Origin of the sequence: Nocardia otitidiscaviarum (assembly GCF_007362295.1) — a bacterium.
Classification (GTDB): Bacteria; Actinomycetota; Actinomycetes; order Mycobacteriales; family Mycobacteriaceae; genus Nocardia; species Nocardia otitidiscaviarum.
In genome coordinates this window covers 5996621-6020409 of the sequence record NZ_CP041695.1, presented here as the reverse complement: position 1 = coordinate 6020409, position 23789 = coordinate 5996621, and the positions used below count along the sequence as shown (strand labels likewise).

The 23789-nt window shown below is 68.7% G+C and carries 16 protein-coding genes and 2 pseudogenes; 8 read left to right on the top strand and 10 right to left on the bottom strand.

Annotated features, from left to right (window positions below; genetic code table 11):
• The first annotated feature begins 68 nt into the window (after window positions 1-68).
• Window positions 69-2234: an MMPL family transporter gene (locus tag FOH10_RS26985; RefSeq protein WP_143982812.1), complete on the top strand. Its 2166-nt coding sequence runs from the start codon at window positions 69-71 to the stop codon at window positions 2232-2234.
• A 153-nt stretch (window positions 2235-2387) separates the two neighbouring features.
• Here the strand turns inward: FOH10_RS26985 and FOH10_RS26980 are convergent, their stop codons facing one another.
• The 4 genes from FOH10_RS26980 to FOH10_RS26965 all read right to left on the bottom strand — a co-directional run bounded on the left by FOH10_RS26980 (window position 2388) and on the right by FOH10_RS26965 (window position 5218).
• Window positions 2388-2798: a hypothetical protein gene (locus FOH10_RS26980; protein WP_051036871.1), complete on the bottom strand. Its 411-nt coding sequence runs from the start codon at window positions 2796-2798 to the stop codon at window positions 2388-2390.
• A gap of 115 nt (window positions 2799-2913) precedes the next feature.
• Window positions 2914-3678 (bottom strand): CPBP family intramembrane glutamic endopeptidase, encoded by a 765-nt coding sequence (locus FOH10_RS26975; protein ID WP_143982811.1) that lies wholly within the window; start codon window positions 3676-3678, stop codon window positions 2914-2916.
• Window positions 3679-3734: 56 nt separating this feature from the next.
• Window positions 3735-4673 (bottom strand): RluA family pseudouridine synthase, encoded by a 939-nt coding sequence (locus FOH10_RS26970; RefSeq protein ID WP_143982810.1) that lies wholly within the window; start codon window positions 4671-4673, stop codon window positions 3735-3737.
• 92 nt (window positions 4674-4765) lie between these two features.
• The gene (locus FOH10_RS26965; protein ID WP_143982809.1) at window positions 4766-5218 is read right to left on the bottom strand and encodes a TIGR03667 family PPOX class F420-dependent oxidoreductase; all 453 of its coding nucleotides are present in this window, start codon (window positions 5216-5218) and stop codon (window positions 4766-4768) included.
• Between the two features lie 149 nt (window positions 5219-5367).
• Here FOH10_RS26965 and FOH10_RS26960 point away from each other — a divergent pair, with 149 nt between their 5' ends.
• Window positions 5368-6651 carry a SidA/IucD/PvdA family monooxygenase gene (locus FOH10_RS26960; RefSeq protein ID WP_186000600.1) on the top strand — a complete coding sequence of 428 codons (1284 nt, stop codon included), beginning with the start codon at window positions 5368-5370 and terminating at the stop codon, window positions 6649-6651.
• Between the two features lie 51 nt (window positions 6652-6702).
• On the opposite strand, the gene FOH10_RS26955 is transcribed toward FOH10_RS26960, so the two are convergent.
• Window positions 6703-7356 carry a GNAT family N-acetyltransferase gene (locus tag FOH10_RS26955; protein WP_143982808.1) on the bottom strand — a complete coding sequence of 218 codons (654 nt, stop codon included), beginning with the start codon at window positions 7354-7356 and terminating at the stop codon, window positions 6703-6705.
• A gap of 107 nt (window positions 7357-7463) precedes the next feature.
• Here FOH10_RS26955 and FOH10_RS26950 point away from each other — a divergent pair.
• Window positions 7464-10874 (top strand): annotated as a pseudogene (locus FOH10_RS26950) (non-ribosomal peptide synthetase); the annotation flags it as partial.
• 165 nt (window positions 10875-11039) lie between these two features.
• On the opposite strand, the gene FOH10_RS26945 reads toward FOH10_RS26950, so the two are convergent.
• From FOH10_RS26945 to FOH10_RS26935, 3 genes and pseudogenes are all read right to left on the bottom strand, one after another.
• Window positions 11040-13166 carry an amylo-alpha-1,6-glucosidase gene (locus FOH10_RS26945; RefSeq protein WP_143982807.1) on the bottom strand — a complete coding sequence of 709 codons (2127 nt, stop codon included), beginning with the start codon at window positions 13164-13166 and terminating at the stop codon, window positions 11040-11042.
• Window positions 13167-14008: 842 nt separating this feature from the next.
• Window positions 14009-15064 (bottom strand): annotated as a pseudogene (locus tag FOH10_RS35860) (glycosyltransferase family 4 protein); the annotation flags it as partial.
• Between the two features lie 541 nt (window positions 15065-15605).
• The gene (locus FOH10_RS26935) at window positions 15606-16709 is read right to left on the bottom strand and encodes an AMP-binding protein (RefSeq protein ID WP_186000599.1); all 1104 of its coding nucleotides are present in this window, start codon (window positions 16707-16709) and stop codon (window positions 15606-15608) included.
• Between the two features lie 208 nt (window positions 16710-16917).
• Between FOH10_RS26935 and FOH10_RS26930 the strand changes: the two genes are divergently transcribed.
• Window positions 16918-17529: a Uma2 family endonuclease gene (locus FOH10_RS26930; protein ID WP_143982805.1), complete on the top strand. Its 612-nt coding sequence runs from the start codon at window positions 16918-16920 to the stop codon at window positions 17527-17529.
• A gap of 55 nt (window positions 17530-17584) precedes the next feature.
• Complete coding sequence (locus FOH10_RS26925; protein WP_039809746.1) at window positions 17585-17938, top strand: MmcQ/YjbR family DNA-binding protein; 354 nt, start codon at window positions 17585-17587, stop codon at window positions 17936-17938.
• 21 nt (window positions 17939-17959) lie between these two features.
• Here FOH10_RS26925 and FOH10_RS26920 read toward each other — a convergent pair whose 3' ends face one another.
• Window positions 17960-20017 (bottom strand): M13 family metallopeptidase, encoded by a 2058-nt coding sequence (locus tag FOH10_RS26920; RefSeq protein ID WP_244961390.1) that lies wholly within the window; start codon window positions 20015-20017, stop codon window positions 17960-17962.
• 105 nt (window positions 20018-20122) lie between these two features.
• Window positions 20123-22180, bottom strand: a complete 2058-nt coding sequence (locus tag FOH10_RS26915) for a M13 family metallopeptidase (protein ID WP_244961389.1) — start codon at window positions 22178-22180, stop codon at window positions 20123-20125.
• Window positions 22181-22537: 357 nt separating this feature from the next.
• On the opposite strand from FOH10_RS26915, the gene rplN reads away from it, so the two are divergent.
• From rplN to rplE, 3 genes are read left to right on the top strand one after another with little or no spacing between them, the layout of a single operon-like run.
• On the top strand, window positions 22538-22906 hold the full coding sequence (rplN, locus tag FOH10_RS26910; RefSeq protein WP_029923634.1) for a 50S ribosomal protein L14: 369 nt from the start codon (window positions 22538-22540) through the stop codon (window positions 22904-22906).
• Window positions 22907-22908: 2 nt separating this feature from the next.
• Window positions 22909-23223, top strand: coding sequence for a 50S ribosomal protein L24 (rplX, locus tag FOH10_RS26905; protein WP_029923635.1), 315 nt, complete (start codon window positions 22909-22911; stop codon window positions 23221-23223).
• Entirely contained in the window at window positions 23223-23786 is a 564-nt protein-coding gene (gene rplE / locus FOH10_RS26900) for a 50S ribosomal protein L5 (RefSeq protein WP_029923636.1), read from the top strand. Before rplX ends, rplE begins: the two co-directional genes overlap by 1 nt.
• Window positions 23787-23789: the final 3 nt, after the last annotated feature.

Sequence of the window (23789 nt, the reverse complement as noted above, 5' to 3'; positions counted from 1 at the left end):
TGTCGTACACCTATGCCCATATGCGCAATAACTGATGCATATTGCGGCCCCGAAAGGACCAACCAGGCATGTTCGCCATTCTCGGGCGCTTCGTCGTCCACAAACCGTGGGTTGTCATCGGCATCTGGCTGATCGCCATCGTCGGCGTGGTGGCCTCCGCGCCGAAGCTCACCGCCACCACCGACCAGGCCGAATTCCTGCCCGCCCATTACGAGTCCGTCGAAGCGATGGCGTTGCAGGAGAAAGCGTTCGGCGACAGTCAGCTCCCCGCGGCCATCATCGTCGTCGAACGCGCCGACGAACAGCCGCTCACCGCAACCGATGCGGCCGCCGTCACCGCCTTGGCCGCCGATCTCGCCGCCCGGAACATCGAGCACATCACCGGCGTGCAGGCCACCCCGCCGTCGGAGAACCGTCTGGTGCAGATGATCGGCGTGCAGATGGTCAAGGTCACCGCCGCCGACGACACCCGTCAGACCGATGCGGTCGAGGACCTGCGGGTAGCCTTGCGGGAGGCCATCTCCGGAACGGACCTGAAGGCCGGTGTCACCGGTTCCGCGGCCGCCATGCTGGATCAGATCGAATCCAGTGAGAAGGGTCTGGCCATTGTCGGCATCGCCACGATTCTGCTGATCATCGTGCTGCTGCTGCTCATCTTCCGGAGCCCGGTGCTGGCCCTGCTGCCGATCCTCATCATCTATGCCATCTCGCTGCTGGTGCACGGAGCGGTCGCCTGGTCGGCGGAGGCCTTCGAATTCTCCATCGACAGTTCGGTGCAGGCGCTGCTGCTGGTGGTGCTGTTCGGAGTGGGCACCGACTACTTCCTGTTCCTGATCTTCCGCTATCGGGAACGACTGCGGGCCGGTGACGATCCGCAGACGGCCATGGTCAATGCCGTCGCCCGAGTGGGTGAGGCCATCGCCTCCGCCGCCTTCGCGGTGATCATCGCCTTTGCGGCCCTGGTGCTTTCGGCGCTCGGCATGTTCCGCTCGCTCGGTGTCTCACTGGCCATCGCGGTGGCGATCATGTTGGTGGCCGGCCTGACCCTGATCCCGGCGATCGTCTCGCTGCTGGGTACCAAGGTCTTCTGGCCGTCCAAGAGCTGGCAGCGGGAACCCAGGGGCGCGGTGTCGGCGGGTCTCGGCCGCTCGCTGGGCAAGCGTCCCGCCGTGTACGCCGTGCTGTCCGGGCTGGTGCTGGTGGCACTGGGTGGTTTCGCCGTCGGCTTCAACCCGACCTTCGATCTGACCTCCGGATCCACCTCGGACACCTCCGAATCCGCGGTCTGGGGCCAGGAACTGCGCAAAGGCATGCCCGCGGGCGCGACTCAGCCGTCCCTGGTGTATCTGCGCACCCACGGCCAGGATCAGCTGACCGAGGCCCAGCTGGCCCAATTCGGCACTGCGCTGGCGACAGTGGAAGGCGTGGGCCAGGTTTCGCCGCCACAGCGCTCCGCGGACAGCACCGTCGCCGAGTATCAGGTGACACTCACCGACGCTCCGGAGTCCGATGCCGCCATCGACACCGTGCGCGGCCCACTGCGCGATACCGCGCATGCGGCCGCACCCGCGGGCACCGCGGCCCTGGTTGGCGGGATGACCTCGGTGTTCGTGGACTTCCAGGACGCCATGGTGCGCGACTACACGATCGTGTTCCCGGTGGCCGCGCTGCTCATCATGCTCGTACTGGCGCTGCTGCTGCGCAGCCTGGTGGCGCCGTGGTATCTGATGGCGTCGGTCTTCCTCGGATTCGCCGCCACCCTGGGCGCGGCGGTGCTGGTCTTCCAGCACGCGCAGGGCGACTCGGGCCTGATCTTCACGCTGCCGATCATCATGTACCTGTTCGTCGTCGCGCTCGGCACCGACTACAACATCCTCATGGTGGCGCGGCTGCGCGAGGAGGCGCGGGAGGGTCTGGAGCCGAGGCAGGCGGCCGCCTCCGCGGTCAGGCACAGCGGCCCGACCATCGCCGCGGCCGGTCTCATTCTCGCCGGCACCTTCGCCTCGATGATGCTGGCGGGCAATTCCGTACTGGCTCAGATGGGTTTCGCCATCTCGGTGGGTATCGCCATCGCGGCCTTCGTGATGTCGATGTTCTTCACCCCGGCGCTCACCGCGCTCATCGGTCACCGGGCCTGGTGGCCGGGCCACGGGGACGAGAGGAAGGATCGTCGCAACGATCCGGATCGGTCGATCGGCTATGACGACCGGGAGCGTGATACCGCGTCCCGGTAGCGACAACGACGGCCCGCCCCCGGGAACGAGGGCGGGCCGCTCACGTGTGCTGTCCGGGGGTGGGCCGGGCCGGCGAGGGAACAGAGGAATGTGCCGGCCCGGCCCCCGGGACGGTTCGGGGAGCGAGGCCCTGCCGAACCGGATCTGGGGATGCTACGAGCCGAGGAAGCCCAGCGGTGACGCGCCGCAGGTGGCGCTGCCGGTGAGGGTGGGTTGCAGGACGTTCACCTTGAGTTCCCAGGCCGAGCCCTGGAGCACGGCCAGGGTGTGGGTGCCCGCGAAGGTCGGCGTCCACTGGATGGTGGCCTTACCGTTGACCGGTTTGACCGGACTGCCCTTGATGACGCGGCCGCTGTCGTGGAACCAGACCTCGAACCAGTGGTCGACGGTCGCGGTGATCTCGTAGGTGCACGCCTCGTAGATATTTCGGGCGTTGACCGACAGGCCGGTGGGGACGGCGGTCGCGTAGGGCGCCGTCAGCGCCGCCGAACAGGCCATCGCGGCCAGGGCGGTGACGCCGACACCGGCCCGCCGCGCGATGCGCTTGTTCACGGACATCGTCATGGATAACTCCTCGGGTGCCTACCGCATCGGATGCGGACCAGCGAACCTTAGCGAGCGTCCAGTTGGCCGTGTGGCACTTTCGGAAAAATACTGAAACAAGTTCCAGTCACATAGCTCAGTGCAGGGTGACGTGCCAGACGACCGCCGCCGCCAGCGCCCCCGCACCGTTCACCGCCCAGTGGAAGGCGATCGGCGCGAGCAGGCTCCCGCTGCGCCGCCGCAACCAGGTGAAGATCGCGCCCGCGACGGCCGTGGCGAGTACGGCGAGCGCGATGCCGAGCACCTGCCCGAGCGGCCCGCCGCCGAGGAAACTCGACAGGCCCTTGTTCCCGCTGGTCAGTCCCAGCGACGAGGCGATATGCCAGAGTCCGAAAAGCAGTGAGCCCGCCATGAATACGCCCCGGGCCGCGAAGATCCGGTCCAGCGTTCCATGTAGTACGCCCCGGAAGGCCAGCTCCTCGGGAATCGCGGTCTGCAACGGGATGACGACCATGGAGGCGATGAGCGCGCCCGAAATGGTGGCGTACCGATCGGCCAGGAAGAACGGCCGGGTGATCGGCAGTGCCGCGCCGATGGCGACCGCGGCCAGCACCACCCCGACCGCGCCGAGCGCCCACAGCGAACCGGTGCGCCAGTGTCGCGGGGAGAGTCCGAGGTCGCTCCAGCTCAGCCCGCGACGGCGCACCATGGCCAGCAGTATCACCGCGGCAATGGGCACCGTGACGATATTGGCCCAGGCGGTGGTGAAGTGCGCGATGAGATTCGTGCCGGTCAGCACGACGATGACAACAGCGACGTCGATATACGCGTGCAGCCTCCGGGGCTGCGGGACCGTCGGAGCCGGGCTGACGGCGACCGCGCCGTTATCATTTCGAGACATCGCGGCCAGTCTACGTTCATATCCTGAGAACGCACCCGGATGCGGCGAACTGCGCGCTAATTCTCAGGCCCCGCCCAGCCGTGCGGATCGTCCCACGCCTGAAGCGTCCGTTTCGTCGTGAACCGGCGCGGCTCCCGCGTCACCGGATCGGTGAATTCGAGTGCGGAGGAGAGCAGTTGGAGCGGCCGGGTGAAATCGTCGACCGGTTTGTCGGTGAGTTCGGGATAGAAGTCGTCGCCGAGAATCGGCACTCCGAGTCCGTTCATGTGCAGTCGTAGCTGATGGGTGCGCCCGGTGCGCGGCAGCAGTCGGTAGCGGCCCCGCCCGTCGCGGTGTTCGAGCAGCTCCACCCGGGTTTCGGCATTGGGCTCGCCGTCCACCTCGTACGCCTGCAGCACCTGTCGCTCCTTGACGATGCGGCTGCGCACCACGCGCGGTAGCTTCAGCGTCGGGTCGAAGCGCGCGATCGCTTCGTACTCCTTGTGGACGAGGCGCCGGTGGAACAGGGTCTGGTAGGCCCCGCGCCGGGCCGGATCGACGATGAACAGCACGAGCCCGGCGGTGACGCGGTCGAGCCGGTGGGCCGGAACGAGATCGGGTAGGTCGAGCTCCCGGCGCAGCCGCACCAGGGCGGTTTCGAGGATGTGCTGGCCGCGTGGAATGGTTGCCAGGAAGTGCGGTTTGTCGACAACCAGGATTGATTCGTCACGGTGCACGATGCCGATGTCGAACGGCACGGGCGTTTCGTCGGGCAGATCCCGGTGGAACCAGATCGCCCCGCCGGGAACGTAGGGCGCGTCGGGGGCGAGGGGGCCCTCGAGATCCACGATCCCGCCCTCGCGCAGCAGTTCGTCGATGCGGTGCGCGGGTACGCGTGGCAGCCGCTCCACCAGATGGTCGCGGACGGTGGCCCAGTGGCCGTCTTCCGGTAGTCGCAACCGGGCCGGGTCGAGCCCGTGCCGCTTGGGTAGCGGCGGTTGCTGCCTGCGTCTCACCGGCTCGACCCTATCGGTGCGGGTCGAGCGGTGATCTCGCAGGTGGGGGCCGGTGTGGACGGCGTCACGCGGAGTTCGCGCGGCCGGAGCCGTCAGAAACCGCGCAACCGGTCGGGCCGAACCCGTACGACGACCGAGTACGAGGAGTAGAACTGCTCATCGGTCATGCCGATGTCCACCAGGCCGCCGGTGTACTTGCGGGTGTACTGGACGATCTCGGGCGGTGTCGCGCCCTCGGGGTCGATCCGCGCGTCGCCGGTGAGGATGACGACGTCACCGCCGGTCTCGGTGCTGTTGAGATGCAGCGAAACTCGCGGATTGCGAGCGATATTGCGCAGCTTGGCCTGATCGGGCTGGCTGAAGATGAGGAACTCGGTGCCGTCCCACAGGAACCACACCGGATTGGGCTGTGGCGTGCCGGACGACCCGACGGTGGTCAGCCAGGCCACGGTGTCCTTCCGGAACCGCTCGGTGACGTGCTTACCGAACTCGGTGCCCGGATCTACGACGGGCTCATGCGAGGAAAGGGCGTCGGTAGTGGTCATTCCACCCTCAACGCCCGTCCATGGAAAGGGATTCCGGCAATCGGCGGTCTGGGCAAGCTCGGACGCGAAAGATAAGGTAAGCCTATGCAAATATTGGGGCGGGACGGCGAGACGGCGGGCTGACGCCGAACAGGAGAGCAGGAGAACCGGTGGACACACTTCTGGTGGTCGGTGCGGGGCCGAAAGCCATGGCGGTGGCGGCGAAATCGCACGTGCTGCGGCGGCTCGGCCTGCCCGCGCCGCGGGTGATCGTGGTGGAAGCCCATGCGGTGGGCCGAAACTGGCTGCCCAGCGGCGGGTGGACCGACGGTCAACACCGCCTGGGCACCAGCCCGGAGAAGGATGTCGGCTTCCCCTACCACTCCACCTGGGCACGCGGACACAATCAGGCGCTCAACGAGGGTATGACCGCCTTCAGCTGGACCGCGTTCCTGATCGAGCACGGCACCTACGCCGAGTGGATCGACCGCGGCCGCCCCAGTCCACAGCACCACGTCTGGGCCAAATACCTCCAGTGGGTGGGCCGCAAGACCGATATGGAACTGGTGCTCGGCACCGTGCGCACCATTGCCGCCGCCGATGACGGCTGGTTGGTGACGGTGGCCGACGCCGCGGGCGAGACCTGCGAAATCGATTGCGACGCGGTCATGATCACCGGTCCCGGACGCAGCGACCGGGCGCTGGCCGACCATCCGAAGGTGTTGAGCATCGCCGAGTTCTGGGATCTGGCCGGCAAGCGCCGCCTGCCGCCCTCCTCGCGGGTGGCGGTGATCGGCGGCGGCGAGACGGCAGGGTCCGCGCTCGACGAGTTGGTGCGGCACGAGATGCTGTCCATCTCGGTGATCACCCCGAAGGCCACCATCTACACCCGGGGCGAGGGCTATTTCGAGAATTCGCTCTTCAGCGACCCCGTCCGATGGAGTTCGCTGGGTATGGCCGAGCGGCGCGATGTGATCCGCCGGACCGATCGCGGCGTCTTCTCGGTGCGGGTGCAGGAAACCCTGTTGGGGGACAATCGCGTTCATCATCTCCAGGGCCGCGTGGTGCGCACCGTCGATCAGGGTGACGGCGTCGCGGTGACGCTGCGCAACGAACTGCGGCCCGACCAGGTGCACGCCTACGACCTGGTGGTGGACGCCACCGGCGGCGATCCGCTGTGGTACCTGGAGCTGCTCGACACCGCCGCGACGGATCTGCTCGAACTGGCGGTGGGCGGACCGATCACGCAGGAGCGTGTGGAGGCGGCTATCGGCTACGACCTGGCGGTCGCCGATCTCGACAACAAGCTCTATCTGCCGAATATGGCGGCGCTGGCGCAGGGCCCCGGATTCCCGAATCTCAGCTGCCTGGGCGAACTTTCGGATCGGGTGCTGCGCGCGGACCAGGGCCGTCGCCGGACCCCGGTCCGCGCCGGGGCCGCGGTCGCCGGATGAGCGAAACGCCTCGTCCGCCACCGTGGGGTGGTGGACGAGGCGCGGGCGGATTCAGCGCAGGGTCGGCACGTCCCCGTCGGCCCGCGGCAGGGTGTACAGCGAGATACGGCGATCGGGGCGAATATCGAAGTCGCCCAGGTGCATCCAGCCGTTCTTCGTCAGCGCCCTGCGCATGGGCACGTTCCGGTGGTCGGGGTCGCACATCATCCGGCGGCACTCGGGTTCGGCGGCGAAGACCCTGGTCGCGAGCTCCCGCATCCAGGCCGACATCACCCCGCGTCCGATGAGTTTCGTCTCGGCGGTGGCGATGTGGAAGCCCATGTCGCGCGGGTCGGCGGCGTACAGGGTGCCGATCTCGTCCTTGGCGGGCCGGTACAGCTCGACGTAGGCGACCTCTTGGCGGCCCAGTTCGGGCAGGTCGGCCGCGGTGAAGTCGTAGCCGAGAATGCACGGCCGCGAGAAGGTTCCGGCCAACTGGGCGGCGCAGTCGTCGCGGCGCTGGGCCGAGGGCCAGTCCTGCTCCCAGGTCTCGACCAGGTGCGGCCGGTGCATCCATTCGGTGATGAGTTCCGGGTCGGCCCCGTCGGCATCGACGATCCGCAGGTCGAAGGGATGGTCGAAGTCGGGAACGACGGGTGCGGGCGCGGTGCGGACGTTCTCGGGAATGTCGGTCAGCTCGCGCTTGAGCACGTACGTCCGGTTCATAGGGGTGGAGCTCCGTTCGGTCGTTACCTCGATCACTCGGTTTGTAAGGATAGCCTATGCTAATTCGCATGTCGGAAACCGCCAGCCCCGCCCCGGACCGCCACCCGCTGTCGGTGGGCCAGCGGCGCATGTGGTTCCTCCAGACCCGCGATCCCGAGGACACCACGCTGAACATCTGTGTGGCCTACCGCCTGTCGGGTGCGCTGGACGTCGCACGGCTGCGCGCCGCCGTCGACACGGTCGCCGCCCGCCACGACGTGCTGCGCACCACCTACGGGGTGGACGCCGAAGGGGAACCGTATCAGGTTCGCTCCGAGGGGATTTCGATTCCGTGGCAGACGCACGACGTGAGCGGACTGCCCCCGGCGGACCGGACCCGCCGGGTGGCGGTGCTGGCGCGCCGCGAATTCGCGCGCTGCTTCGACCTGGCCGCGGAGCCCCCGCTGCGCCCGACCCTGGTGCGCACGGCCGCCACGGAACACGTGCTACTCCTGGCGGTGCACCGCATCTGCTGGGACGACGACTCCTGGGCGGTGTTCTTCGCCGAGGTCGACGCCGCCTACAACGGCCACGAGATGGCGGCCCTGCCAGCGCGATTCATCGATATCGAGGTCACCCCCGCCGCCGAAGTCAACGCCGCCGCCCCAGCCGACGCCGCCGCCCCAGCCGACATCAACGCCGCCGAAATCGATGCGGCGGTTGATCGCTCCGCCACCGGCACCGCCGACACCGCCGCCTTCGACACCGCCGCCGTCGTCAACGTCGCCGCTCCCGCTGCCGCTGGTCTTGCCCGCGTTACCGATTTTGCCCCTCCCGCTGCTGCTGGTGCCGCCCGCGCTGCTGCTGGTGCCGCTCCCGCTGCTGCTGGTGCCGCCCGCGCTGCTGCTGGTGCCGCTCCCGCTGCTGCTGGTGCCGCTCCCGGTGCAGACGACACCGCCCGCGCTGCCCATGACACCGCCCGTGCTGCCGATAGCGCCGCCCGCGCAGCCGACGACACCGACGATGCGGCCGCTGTCGCCTACTGGCGGTCCGTGCTGCGTCCGCTGCCCGATCCGCTGCTGCTGCCCGGCTCCGCCGTGATGAACCCGTCCAAGCGGGCCGACCGCGCCACCATCGCGCTACCCCGTGACCTGCTCGACCGGGTCGACGCCTACGCGCGTGACCACGCCGCCACGCCGTTCGCGGTGCTGCTGGCCGCGTATGCCGCGTTGGTCGAGCGTTACACTGCCGCAGGCGATTTCCTCGTCTCCATCCCGGTCATCAACCGCCGCTCGGCCGCCGCCCGCCGGCTGATCGGCTACTTCGGCAATACGCTGCTGCTGCGCCTGACCCCGCATTCGGCCGCCACCTTCGGCGAGCTCGTCGCCGCCACCGAGCGACATTGCCGGGAGGCCCTCGCGCACGGTCGGGTCGGCATCGATCGCATTGTGCGCGAGGCCAATCCGGAGCGGGTGGCCGGACGCGACGGCATGGACCAGCTGGTGCGGCTCGGCTTCAGCACCCGGGAGAGCACCCACGGGTTCACGCTCGACGGCGTCACCTCCACCCGCCTCGACGAACTCGGTGCGCCTACGGCGCAGGTGCCGTTGGCGCTGGCGGTGGTCACCGACGGTGCGGGGGATGCGCTGGTGGAGGCCGAATATCAGGTGGACGTGCTGAACCGCCCGCTGGTGGAGTCCATGCTCGAGCACTATGTGCGGCTGCTGGACAGCGCGCTGGCCGCACCGCACCGCCGCATCGGCGATCTGGACATGCTCGGCCCGCGCGACCGCGACGCCGTCCTCGCCGCCTCGCGCGGTGCGGTCGCGGATATCGCGCCCACCACCATGGTGGCCCTGTTCGAGCGCAGTGTCGCCGCCGCGCCGCACACCCTGGCGCTGGTCTCCGATACCGCCGAACTCACCTACGCCGCACTCGACCGCCGGGTGAACAGGTTGGCGCACTGGCTGATTCGCCGGGGTGTCGGCGCCGAGGACCTGGTCGGCCTGCGCCTGGGGGCCTCGATCGAATTCCTGGTGGCCGTCTACGCCGTATTGAAGGCCGGTGCCGCCTACCTGCCCATCGATCCGGCCGACCCCGCCGACCGCGTCGACTACCTGATCGAGGATGCGGGCCCGTGCCTGGTACTGGGCCGGGCGGAGCTGGAACTCGCGGAGGAGTTGGCCGCCGCGCTGCCGGAGTCCGCGCCCACCGATGCCGACCGGGTGCGGCCGCTGCGTCCGGCCAATCTGGCCTATGTCATCTACACCTCGGGGTCGACCGGCAGGCCCAAGGGTGTTCCGGTCGCGCACGCGGCCATCGCCGAGCATGTGCTGAGTTTCATCGCCGACTGGGGGATGACCTCCGATGACCGATTGCTGCAATCGTCGTCGGTCGGCTTCGATGCCTCGCTGCTCGATATCTTCGTCACGCTGGCCCTCGGCGCGCGGTTGGTGGTGCCGAAACCCGGTGCGTTCCAAGACATGCGCTATGTCGCGGAGCTGATCGCCGAGCGGGGCGTCACGGTGCTGCACATGGTGCCGTCCATGTTGAGCACCTTCCTGCAACTGCCCGAGATCAGTGCATGGCGGGCGCTGCGCCGGGTGCCGGTCGGCGGTGAGCCGCTGCCCGGCGAGGTGGCCGACCGGTTCGCCGGTGTCTTCGACGCCGAATTGCGCAATCACTACGGGCCGACCGAGGCGGTCGTCTGCGCCACCCATATGCCGGTGGACGGACCGATGGGCCCCGGCATCGTGCCCATCGGCATTCCCAATCGGAATGTGCACGCCTACGTGCTGGACGTGGCACTGCACCTGGTGCCCGCCGGTGTGGTGGGTGAGCTGTATCTGGGCGGTGCGCAGCTGGCGCGCGGCTATCTCGGCCGTCCAGGGTTGACCGCCGCGAGTTTCGTGGCCGACCCGTTCACGCGCGGAGCCCGGCTGTATCGCAGCGGGGATCTGGTGCGCCGCAACGAGTTCGGCGAGCTGGAGTTCGTCGGCCGGGCCGATGAGCAGGTGAAGGTGCGCGGCTACCGCATCGAACTCGGCGAGGTGGAGGCCGCGCTGTCCGCGCACGCCGCGGTGGCCCGCTGTGTCGTGCTGGTCGTCGACGATCCGGCCACCGGCCCGATGCTCGCCGCGTACCTGGTGCCCGCACCAGACCGGACCGTCGATATCGAGCGGGTCCGCGCGCATGCCGCCGCGGTGCTCCCGGACTACATGGTCCCGCGCGCCTTCGCGGTGGTCGACGAGATCCCCCGGACGGCCAGCGGCAAACTCGACAAGCGCGCCCTGCCCGCGCCGCACGGTGTCGTGCGTCGCCGTCGGCACCGCGAGCCCGCCACCGACGCCGAACGTCGCATGTGCGCGCTGTTCGCCCGCCTGTTCGCGCGCGATCGGGTCGGCGCCGACGACTCCTTCTTCGACCTGGGCGGCCACTCCCTGCTCGTCACCCGCCTGGCCGCCCGGATCCACGCCGAATTCGGGGTGGAGCTGGCGGTGCGCACCATCGTGGATACGCCCACGGTCGCCGAACTGGCGGCGGCGGTGGCGGCCCGGACCACATCGGCCGCCCCGCCGGAGCCGCCGCACCGGGCCGCCACGGCCACTCCGGCGTGACGCCGCGCTGGCGACAGACCGTCCACGTGGTGCGGAATCGCGGCTTACGACCGCTCGTCCCGATGGCCGCCGTCCGTGCGTGATCGGTCAGTGCGTGACCAGTCGCCAGTCCTCGGGCAGGTTGGAGGCGGTGACCCGGTCGCCCTCCACGGTGAGGTCGATCACCGTGCCGCCCAGCCGCAGATCGGTGAGCTCGACGCTGCCCCAGCGGGCGGGCAGGTGCGGGAGCACGGTGAGGGTGCGCCGCGGGACATCGGGCTCCAGCCCCAGGAACGAGCGCACCAGCAGCAGCGGCGCCGCGCTCGCCCACGCCTGGGGTGAGCAGGAGGTGGGGTAGGGGACGGGTGCGGCGAACCGCGAACGCGGGAAACCGCAATACAGTTCGGGCAGTCGCCCACCGAAGGCCCCGGCCGCGGCGAGCAGGCCCTCCGCCAGTTCGGTGGCCAGCTCGATGGCACCGGGCAGATGCCGGTAGCGCAGCAGACCGGCGACGGCGATGGCGGTGTCGTGCGGCCAGACCGAGCCGTTGTGATAGCTCATCGGGTTGTACGCGCCCATATCGGAGGCCAGGGTGCGCAGCCCGAAGCCGGTGCTCATCTCCGGGCTCGCCAGGCGCTCGATCACCTGCGCGGCGCGCTCGTCGGAGACGATGCCCGACCACAGGCAGTGGCCGATATTGCTGGTGAGCGCGTCCAGGCGGCGTTTGTCACGGTCCAGGGCGACCGCGAACCAGCCTCTTTCGGGCAGCCAGAAGGCTTCGGCGAATTTGGTGCGCAGTTCGGCGGCCCGGTCGCGCAGATGTCCGGCGGTGGTCGCGTCGCCGAACTCGTCGGCCAGTTCGGCCCGTGCCAGCAGCGCGGCATAGGCGTAACCCTGGACCTCGCACAGTGCGATCGGCGGTTCCGGCACATGTCCGGTCGCGTCGTTGATGCCGTCGAAACTGTCCTTCCAGCCCTGGTTGAACAGGCCCCGGTCGGTGGCGCGGCGGTACTCCACGAAACCGTCCCCGTCGCGATCGCCGTAGTCGGTGATCCAGGTGAGCGCGGCGTCGGCGGCGGGCAGCAGCGCCCGCACCGATTCGGTATCCGCGCCCCAGCGCCGCGCCTGTGCCAGCAGCATGACGAACAGCGGCGTCGCGTCCACGGTTCCGTAGTACGTCTCGCCGCCCAGCACCGCGCCGCTGGCCGGGCCGCGCCGCATCTCGTGCATGATGCGCCCGGGTTCCTCCTCGGTCAGCGGATTCACCCGCTTCCCCTGCATCTCCGCGAGCTGCTGCATGGTGCCCAGCGCTAAATTCACGTCCAGGGGCAGCGCCATCCATGCGGTGAGCAGGCTGTCGCGGCCGAACAGGGTCATGAACCAGGGCGCACCGGCCGCCACGAACGGCCGGCCGCCGCGCATATCGTCGTGGATCTGCAACGCCCCCAGATCGCTTTCGGTGCGTTCCAGCACCCAGGCCAGTTGCGGATCGGCGGCGGTGATGGTGGTGGCGGTATCCCGCCAGGCCGCGATCTTGCGGCTGGGCTCGCTGAATTCGTAATGCTCCCCGGGATGCGGCGAGGAATGGATGGGCTGGCTGCCGATGGTCGGCTGGGCCAGGATCTCGGTCCGCCACGTGCTGCCGGCGGGCACCACCACCCGCCAGGACAGCGAACCGGGCAGTACCACCGGGGTTTCCGACGAGGTCACCACCACGCCGCGCGCGCGGTCCGAGCGGTCGTTGAGCAACAGTTCGACATCGGCCACCAGTACCTCGGCCCGGCTGTGGCCGGTGCGGCCCTCCTTGACCGCGAACAGGTCCACGAAGTCGGCGTCCACATGCAGTTGCAGATCGACGGCGGTGGTTTCGCGTCCCAGGTTCTCCACGGTGATGGTCTCGTGCAGCGCCTCGGCCAGCAGTCGCTCCCGCACGATGAGCACCGTGCTGTCGGCCGCGCCGGCCCGAGGCGGCCGGCGCAGTATGAACCGGGCGGTGAACGCCTCCGGGCTCAGCACCGACAGCGGTTCGGCCCGCTGCCCGTCCACGCGCAGCTCCCAGCGTGACAGCACCCGGGCGTCCCGATAGAACAGCCCGTGCGGGGTGTCCGGCTCGACATCGCCGAGCCGGTCCGAGAGGCAGAAGGTGCTGCCCTCCACCAGGGTGACGGTGCCACCGCCGCCACCCAGGGTCGACGGCTCGCCGGCATTGAGCGCGGCGGGCGTCTCTCCGATCATGCAGAACCTCCCGTCGGGGCGTCCCTCCCGCTCTCCGGCGCGCTACCGGTCTCGGGGTTCGACGCGGAACCTGTTGCCTTGTCGACTCTCTTCACGCCGCGGCCACGCTTGGCGGCGGACCGCGCCACGGCGCGCCGTGTCCGCTTGCGCTCGCCCCCGGACGATCCCGGGTGTGCGGCCGTCCCCGCCGTCCGCTCCACGGCCTCCCCGGAATCGGGGATCGCCGCTATCGAGCCGAGGGCGGGCAACCCGCTCTCGATCACCGTATCCGGGAATGTCGGCGGCCGGGTGTCGTCGAGCGATCCCGAACCGATGCGCGGGGCGCGGGTGCCGCCGATGGTGCCAGACCCTGTGCTCGAGATCTTGTTCGGAACATCGCTCGAGACAACATCATTCGGGTGGCGGAGGCTTGCGACCGGATCGGCGGTGATGGCGGGTCCGCCCGGAGTTCGCGCAGGTCCGTACGGATTGAAACTGCTTCCGAGCGGAGTTTCAATGCTCCCGAGTGGACCGGTGGCTAGTCCATTCGGAGTGCCTGCCGGATCCGAATCGACCGCTGGAACGGGCGCGCTCGCCGGATCGGGTGTCCGGCGGGCCGGATTCGCGCCTGCCCCGGACCGCTGCCCGCGTTTCCGTGGCGGTGTGCCTGCCCGTCGTGCCGGTGTCGTTCGTGCCGGTGCGGTGGTCGGAACATGTCCCGGCCCACCGGCAGCCGGGGTACCGGCGGGGGAGGGGGCGCGGCTGGGGGTGGGTCCGGCGGTGCGGGCCGGTGCGGGAGTCGCCCGTCCGGGGCCGGCGCCCGCGGTGCGGGTCGGCGGGGTGGTGGGCAGTTGGTGCACCGTGATCCGGCCGGTCCGCCGCGTCGGACGGGTCGCGACGACCTTGCGGTACACCTCCTCGTACCCGCGTCCGAGGGTGTCGGTCCCGAAGTGCTCGAGCACGTGGTCGCGGCACGCCTGCGGGTCGTAGTCGCGCACCTCCTTGATGGCGGCGGGCAGCTCGTCCGGATCGTCGCAGATGCGTCCGGTGACGCCGTCCACGATCACCTCGCTCACCGCGCCGCCGCGCAGCGCCACCACCGGTGTCCCGCACACCATGGCCTCGATCATGACCATGCCGAACGGCTCCTCCCACTGCACCGGGAACAGCAGGCAGCGCGCCCCGGCGAGCAGTTTCTTCTTGGCGGCGGCGTCGGCCATGCCGAAGACGGTGTCCCGCTCGGTGAGCAGCGGGGCCACCTGGTCGTCGAAGTACCGGATCTCCGGCGGCTCCGCGCATTTCCCGGCCAGCACCAGCCGCATATCGCAGGCGTGCGCGGCGGCCAGTGCCAGGTGCGGGGCCTTCTCCGGGGTGTACCGGCCCAGGAACAGCGCGTAGTCCTCCTTCTCGGGCTGGAAGGGGAAGTCCGCGACGCGCAGCGCGTTGTGCACGCGCCCGACCCAGTTCAGGCCCGGAGCCAGTGCGCGCTGCCGGTCGCTGATGGCCACCAGCGCGGCGTCCTCGCCGAGTTCGCTGTAGTACATGTGCGGATCGCCGTCGACGGGTCCGTGCACGGTGACCACCATGGGTAGGCCGAGGGCGCGGTACACGGGTAGGTTGAGCGGCCCGGCGAAGGTGTGATCGTGCACCAGGTCCAGCCCGCGCGTCGCCGTGAGGCGTTCGAGTGCCCGCCGAACCTTCAAGGCGTGCAGCACCTCCGGGAACGGATCGCCGAGCCGGGCGGCCTGGATCTCGTCCCACAGCGGTATGAATTCCGCGGCTCGGGTGCCGTGCACACCGGCGCCGAGCAGGGTGACCTCGTGTCCGCGCTCGACCAGTGCGTCGACCAGGTCGGCGACCACCGCCTCCACACCGCCGTACGCCTTGGGCGGCACGTCGAAGTACGGGGGGACGACCATCGCGATGCGGAGGCTCTTGCGCTCGGGCGGTACGAGGGTGTTGGAGGACGCCGGACTCGGCGCCGCGGATGCTGCGGTCATGACCCACCTTCCAGGGACCGATCGGACGGCATCGCAGCTACCCGATGCCGAACAGTGTGGCCGTGCAGGTCGGTGGGCGACCGAACAGTCCCCGATCCCAGGGTTTTTCGGCTCGTCTGCTGTCTCCGGTGCAGCAGAAGAGTGCGAGCCGAGCTATGGGTAGCGCTTCCGCGGGGATGGACATATGCGGCGATCGTCGCGCCGACCGGTGCCATCGCTCATGGCAGCCCGGCGATACGGCGCGCACGATTTCAGCACCGATGGTGAGATCGTCACCGTCATCGCGCGGTGAGACCATAATCTGTGGCACCCCGAAGCGCCTCATTGCGTTCGGCGGCCAGTGACTGAGTTACACGATATAGCCGGAGATCACAGTGAATCGTCGGATCAGTAAATATTGCCGGAGAATTCGTGCGCGGTTTCCCGCCGCGCCGGTCCGCTGACCGGGGGCGAAGCGGTATCAGGCGGCGATTTCGGGGAATATGGTCGCATTGACGCCAAGATTCGAACCGGTCGCTTCGTGTTCGGCGACGATTTCGCCGGTTGCGAATGTCAACCATCCGTCCGCGGTCCAGCGACCCGACATTCCGGCGTGGCACAGGCGCGCACCCGGAATGAACGGATCGGCCACGAACAGTGCGGTGCCGCCGTCGATCTCGGCCGCCAGCGCGGCGCCGCCCAGATACACCCGGCCGTATCGGCCCGGTGCCACCGGCCGCAGCTGCGCGTCCAGCACCAGCACGCGCGCACCCGGAATCGGCCGCACCCGGCCGCTGCCGTCCAGCGGTCCGCGCGCCACCACGCCCGCGTATCCGGGTGTGGTGTAGGCGAATCCGGCCACCGAGCCCGGCGCGAGTGCACGCAGCAGAGCGGGAAGGATGGCGGGACAGTGGTTTCCGGTGACGTCCCAGCGGCGCACGGTGGGCAGTGCGACGGCGGCCGTATCGGCGAACCGCGCGAGCACGGCGGCCTCGGCCACCACGTGGGTGGCTCCGGTGTCGGCGATCAGGTCGGCCAGCGCGGCCGGATCGCGCCGCTGCGCCTCGGTGGCCACCACCAGCGTCGCACCGTCGGCAATGGCCGCGAGCAGTTCCACGGCGGTGTCCGCGCAGGCCCAGGCGGTGGCCAGCAGCCGGATATTGGACGTTCCCTGGGCCGGATCCACATGTCCGGCCCGGCAGTCGGTGGTCACGGCGCGGCGGTCGTCGACGGCGGCGGCCAGCGCGTCGGCGCGCAGTCCGACGGTCGAGCCGTACGCACCGGTCGGCATGGAAAGGGTCAGCGCCGCACCGGAGTTCGCGGCCGCGGCGATATCGGCCAGCAGCCGGACCGCACCGTCGACAGATGCCTCGCAGCGCTCGGCGGCGGTCGCGTGTGCCATCCGCTCGAACAGCTCCCCGTAGGTCAGGGTCGCCGCCCCGCAGCGCAGTGCCGGGCGAATGGCGGGCACCCGCCGACCGCGCTCGATCAGGGCGCTGACGCCCGGGTAGCCCGCAAGCTCGACCCCATTCGCCCACTCGTCGACGAGTCGCTGCCGCTCCACAGCGGCCAGGAGTTCCGGCACAACGCTCTCCATCGCTCGTATCGCCAACGTCAACTATGGCAACCCTAACCTAACAGCATCGCGTCCCGATACCCCGGGCATCACATCTGTGCGCCGATCCACTCCGCCCCCCGCTCGCGTCCCGTCGCCCCGACCGCGAACCACCCACCCGACCGCCCCTCGGTCCTATGCTGTGACTTGACACTCGGAATGACCCTGAGGAGGGACCATGAGCGCTGCGGTCGATTTCGGCGCGGCGTTCGGCCGCGGCCCATACACTCCAGGCGACCTGCACAATGGCCCTGATGAGGGCAAGGGCTACGAGCTGTGGAACGGATGGCTGATCGAGAAGATGTCGCCGTCACTGCGCCACAATCGAATGAGTCGCGGCCTGCGGCGGCTGCTGACCGATGCTGCCCGGCAAGCAGGTGTGCCCGTCTTGGTCGACGGCGGCGAATATGAGTTCGTTTTTCCCGCGAGTGTTCGGAAACCGGACGTTTTCGTTCTCGACGCCGCAGCCGAGGAGGCGGCCGTCGCGGACGACGACCTGTATCTCGACCCGGGCGATCTACTGCTCGTCGCGGAGGTCGTCTCGCCACGCAGCGGCAGCGAGAGTCATGATCGCAAGGTCAAGCGCGACGAATATGCTGCCGCCGGGATCGAGAGCTATTGGATCGTGGATTTCCGTCCGGTTCCGCAGATAGAGGTGTTGATCTTGGAGCGGGGCCGGTATCGGCGAGACAGCCTGGTGGCCGGAGACGAATTGCTCGCTGTGGACCGGCCGTTCTCCATCTCCACGACTCCGGCCCGCGTCTTCGACCTGGGTCGCCACGACATGTGATCACCGCCGTGCGGTAGCCGCTGCGGCTGTCGGTCGGGCCTGAGACCATCTGTTCATGACAGCGACTGGGGATGATGCTCGCGCGGTTGCGCTTTCGCTGCCGGAGGTCCGGGAGGGATTCGAATGGCAGATGCCGACCTTCCGGGTGGCGGGGAAATTGTTCCTCACCCTGCCGGAGGGGGAGACCTCGATGGCGGTGCGATGCCCGATCCTGGACCGGGACGAATTGGTGGCGGCCGAACCCGGGAAGTTCTGGATCGCGGGGCACGAGGCGAACAATGCCTGGGTGCGAGTGCGGCTGGCCGCCCTCGACGATCTGGCGGAGCTCGAGGCCATCGTGACCGACTCGTGGGCCCAGGCCGCGCCGCGCGCACTGGTGGAGCAGCACCCGGACGGGGTCGGCGGGTGACGCCGCCCGGGTGCTCGCGGCTCAGAAGGTGACGCGCTGGTCCTGGGGCAGGAACAGCTTGTCGCTCTCCTGCACGCCGTAGCTGGTGTAGAACTGCTCCAGATTCCGCACCACCTGGTTGGCGCGGAACTCGTTGGGTGCGTGCGTGTCATTGGCCAGCAGGTTCTCGGTGTACTGGCGGGTGGACTTGTCGCGCCAGTTGCGGGCCCAGGATTCGAACAGCGGCGTGTAGTCGGGCGTCTCGATGCCACGCCGCCGCTCGGCGATGGCCAGGGCGGCGATGGACATCTGCAGGCCGCGCACATCGGCCACGTTCTCGCCCAGGGTGAGCTCGCCGTTCACGGTCTGCTCGGGGTCGAGGCCCGCCGGGACCAGCACGTCGTACTGCTCGACGAGCTTCTGGGTGCGCGCCTCGAAGGCGGTGCGGTCCTCCGGCGTCCACCAGTCCTTCAGATTGCCGTCGGCGTCGTATTTTGAGCCCTGATCGTCGAAGCCGTGCCCGATCTCGTGGCCGATGACCGCGCCGCCGGCCCCGTAGTTCACCGCGGGCGCCGCGTCCTTGTCGAAGAACGGCGGCTGCAGGAAGGCGGCGGGGAAGACGATCTCGTTGGTGACGGGGGAGTAGAAGGCGTTCACGGTTTGCGGCGGGCTGCTCCACTCGCTCTTGTCGACCGGCTTGCCGAGGTAGCCGAACATGCGCTCGACCTCGAAGGCATTGACGGCGCGCAGGGATTCGATCAGCTTGCCCCGGGTGATCTTCAGGTCGGAGTAGTCCTCCCACTTGTCCGGGTAGCCGATCTTGGCCCCCATCTTCTCCAGTTTCTCGATGGCGGCATCGCGGGTGGCCGGGGACATCCAGGTGGAGGCGCGGAAGTTGTCGCGGTAGGCGGCCTTGAGATCGTCCACCATCTCCAGGGCACGATCCTTGGCTTCGGGCGGGAAGTGCTGTGCCACATACAGTTTGCCGAGGGGCTCGCCCAGATTGCTGTTCACCGTGGCAACGGCCGACTTCCAGCGCTCCGGCCGCTCCTCGAGCCCGTTCATCACGGTGCCGAAGAATTCGAAATTGGCGTCGGAGATGGTCTTGGGCAGGAAGCGCGCGAACTCGCGCACCAGGTAGATCTTGAGATAGTCGCGCCACAGCCCCAGATCAGTGTCGTGCCAAAGATTTCCGGCATGGGTGAGATACGACGGCTGGTGCACGATAATGGTGTCGAAGAGATTCTTCGGCCGGTCGGTCTGCCCGGCGAGCCAGGGATCCCAGTCGAATTGCGGAGCGAGCGCGGTCATCTCGTCCCACGACATCTTGTTGTAGGTGGCGTCGGTATCGCGATTGCGCACGTTGTCCCAGAAGCCCGCGGCGATCCGGGTCTCCAGATCCACGACGCGCGTGGCCATTCCGGCCGGATCGTCGAAGCCCGCGCCCTTGGCGATGGACTCCAGGAACGTCTTGTAGGCGGCGAGCTTGTCGGCGTACTCGGGCTTGCGGTAGTACTGCTCGCTCAACCCGAGACCGGATTGGCCGACCGCGGCCACATGCGCGCTGGAATTCTTCCGGTCGATGGTGACGCCCAGCCCGATGATGCCGCCGATCGGCAGCCCGGCCATCACCTTGGCCAGTTCGGTTTTGCCGTCGGCGGCGTCGATGCGCGCGAACAGGTCGGCCAGCGGCGTCATACCGAGGCGTTCGATCTCGTCGATATCCATGCGGGCGTCGTAGAGATCGCGGATCTGCTGCGCCTCGGTGCCGTCCTGCGGTTCGGTGATGCCCTCGATGATGCCGCGCAACTGCTCCTCGACCCGGTCGCCGACCTCGTCGAAGGTGCCGAAGGAGACCTTGTCCGGCGGCAGTTCGTATTCGCGCAGCCAGGTGCCGTTCACATTGCGGTACAGGTCGTCCTGCGGCCGCACCGCCTGATCCGCACCGGAGAGGTCCGGACCCTTCAGCGGCGTGGTGGTCGATGTGGTCGTCGGCGCGTCGTCGCTGCTGCACGAGGCCAGCCAGGCGGCGGTGGGCACTAATCCGAGCGCCACGAGGAAGGCGCGGCGATCGATACGGACCGGACCGGACGATGTCACGGGTACCCCTCTCTGAGCGTGCGGTGATGCCGCACCGTGGCTGTGCTTCGGCACGAGGCTACCGGCGCGGCGGCGGCATGGGCGGGTGGACGTTCGCGGCTGGGATCAGAGCGTGACCCGCTGGTCGGGCGCGAGCCATTCCCGGTCGCCCTCGACCACCGCGAAGGTGCTGTAGAACTGCGGCAGGTTGCGCACCGTCTGGTTGCAGCGGAATTCACCGGGGGCGTGCGGGTCCTCGGCCAGCAGTGCTTCCGCGTACTCCGGCGTCACCTGGATGCGCCAGATCCGGCCCCAGGACTGGAAGACCGGGGCGAGGTCGAGCTGCGTCGCGTCCTGCTGCTGCGCCGCGTCCCCACCCTGCTCGGCGATGGCGTAGGCGGCCAGCGCGATGCCGAGTCCGCGAAGATCGGCCAGGTTCTCCCCGACGGTCAGCGCGCCGTTGACGTGTGCGGTCGGCGGCAGCCCGGTCGGCACCAGGGCGTCGTACTGCGCGATGAGCTGCTGGGTCTTGGCGTCGAAGGCGGCGCGGTCCGCGGGCGTCCACCAGTCGTGCAGATTGCCGTCGCCGTCGTAGCGCGAGCCCTGATCGTCGAAGCCGTGCCCGATCTCGTGGCCGATGACCGCGCCGATACCGCCGTAGTTCACCGCGGCCTCGGCATCGGAGTCGAAGAACGGGGCCTGCAGGATGGCCGCCGGGAAGACGATCTCGTTGCGCGTCGGCTCGTAGTAGGCGTTCACGGTCTGCGGCGGCATGCCCCACTCCGAGCGGTCGACCGGCTCGCCCAGTTTGCCGAACATGCGCCGGGCTTCGAAAGTGTGCACCGCCAGCAGGGATTCGAGGAGTTGGCCGCGGGTCACCACGACGCCGGAGTAGTCCTCCCAGGTGTCCGGATAGCCGATCTTGGTGTCGATCTTGTCGAGTTTGGCGACGGCGGCGTCCCGTGTCGGCGGCGACATCCAGCTCGAGGTGCGGAAGTTCTCCCGGTAGGCCGAACGGAGGTTGCCGACGAGATCCTGCACCAGGCGCTTGGATTCGGCCGGGAAGAACTCCTCGACGTACAGCTTCCCCAGCGGCATGCCCAGATACGTGTTCAGGACGGTGATGGCCGAACGCCAGCGCTCCGGCCGCTCCCGCTGGCCGTTCACCAGCGTGCTGTAGAAGTCGAAATTCGCGTCCGCGATGGCCTTCGGCAGGTACTCGGCCCAGGTTCGGACCAGGCTCAGCCGCAGATAGTCCCGCCAGGTCGCGATATCGACCTGGGCCCACAGTCCGGCCGCCGCCGTCACGAACGAGGGCTGGCGCACCACCACCGTGTCGAAGAGTTCGGCGGGCCGCTCGGTCTGCCCGGAAAGCCAGGAGCCCCAGTCGAATTCCGGTCCGAGGGCGATGAGCTCGGCTCGGCGCATCCGGTTGTAGGTGGCCTCCGGATCGCGGGTGCGCACATTGTCCCAGAAACCCGCGGCGATCCGCTGTTCCAGCTCGAACACGCGCCCCGCCATGGCTTTCGGGTCCGCGAAGCCCGCTCCGGCGGCGATGCGCTCCAGGTAGGTGCGGTAGCCCGCGAGGATGTCGGCGAATTCCGGTTTCCGATAGTCCTGTTCGGGCAGCCCGAGCCCGGATTGGCTGATGGACGCGATATTCCGGGCCGCGTCCCGGTCGTCGGGGCCGACCGAGAGCCCGATCAGCCCGTCGATGGGCAGCTGGCCCATCACCAGCGCCAGATCGGGTTTGGAGCGCGCGGCGTCGATGCGGCGCAGCGGATCGGCGAGCGGGGCCATGCCCAGCGCGTCGATCTCGTCCGGGTCCAGGTAGGCGTCGTAGAGGTCGCGGATCTGCTGCTGCGGGGAGCCGTCCGCGGGATTGTGGATCCCGGTCACTATCTCCTTCAGGTGCCGCTGCGTGCGGTCCTCGACTTCGGCGAAGGTGCCGTAGGCGGGTTTGTCGGCGGGTAGTCGGTAGTTCTCCAGCCACTTGCCGTTGACGTAGCGGTAGAGATCGTCCTGTGGCCGCACCCCCGGATCCGATCCGGACATATCCGGTCCCGTCGCGGTGCCGGGCCTGTCGGTGGTGCAGGCTGGCAGCAGTGCCAGCGCGGGCGCCAGCCCCAGCGCTTTCAACAGGGTGCGGCGGTCGAGAGCGAACGGCTGCTCCGGCGAACTCACGGGACTCCTCGGTCGGAAGTGCAGATGGATTGCTCGGGTGTTGCTCGGCGTCGAGGCTAGCCGCATGTCCGGGGTGTCGCCCGCAGCCCCGCCCGGGTCGCACGGGTGCGTCCGCCCCCTGATTTGGGCGCTACCTGGGCGTTGGCTACACTTGAGCGGTTGCCTGCGGGAGCTATGCCCGCACTCCGGCCGCGAACCCACAGTGGTTGATCAACTTCGATCAACGATATCCACTGGCAGGCGCTGCCCCGCGTACCTCGCGGAGCGGGCCGAACGGCTCAGCTGTGAGGGCAACTGACCATGCCCGTCGGGTCGGCAATCCGGCGTGCATAACGTCCAGGTCTAGGAGGAGCTGAAGTGATTCAGCAGGAGTCGCGGCTGCGCGTCGCCGACAACACGGGTGCCAAGGAAATCCTGTGCATCCGCGTGCTCGGCGGATCGTCGCGTCGCTATGCCGGTATCGGTGACGTGATCGTCGCCACCGTCAAGGACGCCATCCCCGGCGGCAACGTCAAAAAGGGTGAGGTCGTCAAGGCGGTCATCGTGCGCACCGTCAAGGAGCGTCGTCGCGCCGATGGCTCGTACATCAAGTTCGATGAGAACGCCGCTGTGCTGATCAAGGCGGACAACGATCCGCGCGGCACCCGCATCTTCGGCCCCGTCGGTCGTGAGCTGCGCGAGAAGCGTTTCATGAAGATCGTTTCGCTGGCCCCGGAGGTGCTCTGACCATGAAGGTGCACAAGGGCGACACCGTGCTCGTCGTCTCGGGTAAGGACAAGGGCGCCAAGGGCAAGGTCATCCAGGCCTTCCCGGCGACCGGCAAGGTCCTGGTCGAGGGCGTGAACCGGATCAAGAAGCACGTCGCGAACTCCGCCAACCAGCGCGGTGCCAGCTCGGGCGGCATCGTCACGCAGGAAGCGCCGATCCAGGCCTCCAACGTGATGGTGATCGACTCCGACGGCAACCCGACGCGCGTCGGCTACCGTACCGATGAGAACGGCAAGCGCGTTCGCATCTCCCGTCGCAACGGGAAGGACATCTGATGACCTCCACCGAGAAGACCCAGCCCCGGCTCAAGGCGCGCTACCGCGCCGAGATCAAGGACGCGCTGAACTCCGAGTTCAACTACGACAACGTCATGCAGATCCCCGGCGTGGTCAAGGTTGTCGTGAACATGGGTGTCGGCGACGCCGCCCGGGACGCGAAGCTGATCAACGGTGCGATCCACGACCTGACCCTGATCACGGGTCAGAAGCCGGAGATCCGCAAGGCCACCAAGTCCATCGCGCAGTTCAAGCTGCGTGAGGGCATGCCGATCGGCGCGAAGGTCACCCTGCGCGGCGACCGCATGTGGGAGTTCCTGGATCGCCTGATCTCGATCGCGCTGCCGCGTATCCGCGACTTCCGCGGCCTGTCGCCGAAGCAGTTCGACGGTAACGGCAACTACACCTTCGGTCTCTCGGAGCAGTCCATGTTCCACGAGATCGACGTGGACAAGATCGACCGTCCGCGTGGTATGGACATCACCGTGGTGACCACCGCGACCAACAACGAAGAAGGCCGCGCGCTGCTGAAGCACCTCGGCTTCCCGTTCAAGGAGAACTGAGCA

Bases quoted from the DNA above. Each gene is read 5' to 3' on its own strand.
- FOH10_RS26985 (WP_143982812.1), top strand. From the start codon at position 69: ATGTTCGCCATTCTCGGGCGCTTCGTCGTCCACAAACCGTGGGTTGTC.
- FOH10_RS26980 (WP_051036871.1), bottom strand. From the start codon at position 2,798: ATGACGATGTCCGTGAACAAGCGCATCGCGCGGCGGGCCGGTGTCGGC.
- FOH10_RS26975 (WP_143982811.1), bottom strand. From the start codon at position 3,678: ATGTCTCGAAATGATAACGGCGCGGTCGCCGTCAGCCCGGCTCCGACG.
- FOH10_RS26965 (WP_143982809.1), bottom strand. From the start codon at position 5,218: ATGACCACTACCGACGCCCTTTCCTCGCATGAGCCCGTCGTAGATCCG.
- FOH10_RS26955 (WP_143982808.1), bottom strand. From the start codon at position 7,356: ATGAACCGGACGTACGTGCTCAAGCGCGAGCTGACCGACATTCCCGAG.
- FOH10_RS26945 (WP_143982807.1), bottom strand. From the start codon at position 13,166: ATGATCGGAGAGACGCCCGCCGCGCTCAATGCCGGCGAGCCGTCGACC.
- FOH10_RS26930 (WP_143982805.1), top strand. From the start codon at position 16,918: ATGAGCGCTGCGGTCGATTTCGGCGCGGCGTTCGGCCGCGGCCCATAC.
- FOH10_RS26925 (WP_039809746.1), top strand. From the start codon at position 17,585: ATGACAGCGACTGGGGATGATGCTCGCGCGGTTGCGCTTTCGCTGCCG.
- rplX (WP_029923635.1), top strand. From the start codon at position 22,909: ATGAAGGTGCACAAGGGCGACACCGTGCTCGTCGTCTCGGGTAAGGAC.
- rplE (WP_029923636.1), top strand. From the start codon at position 23,223: ATGACCTCCACCGAGAAGACCCAGCCCCGGCTCAAGGCGCGCTACCGC.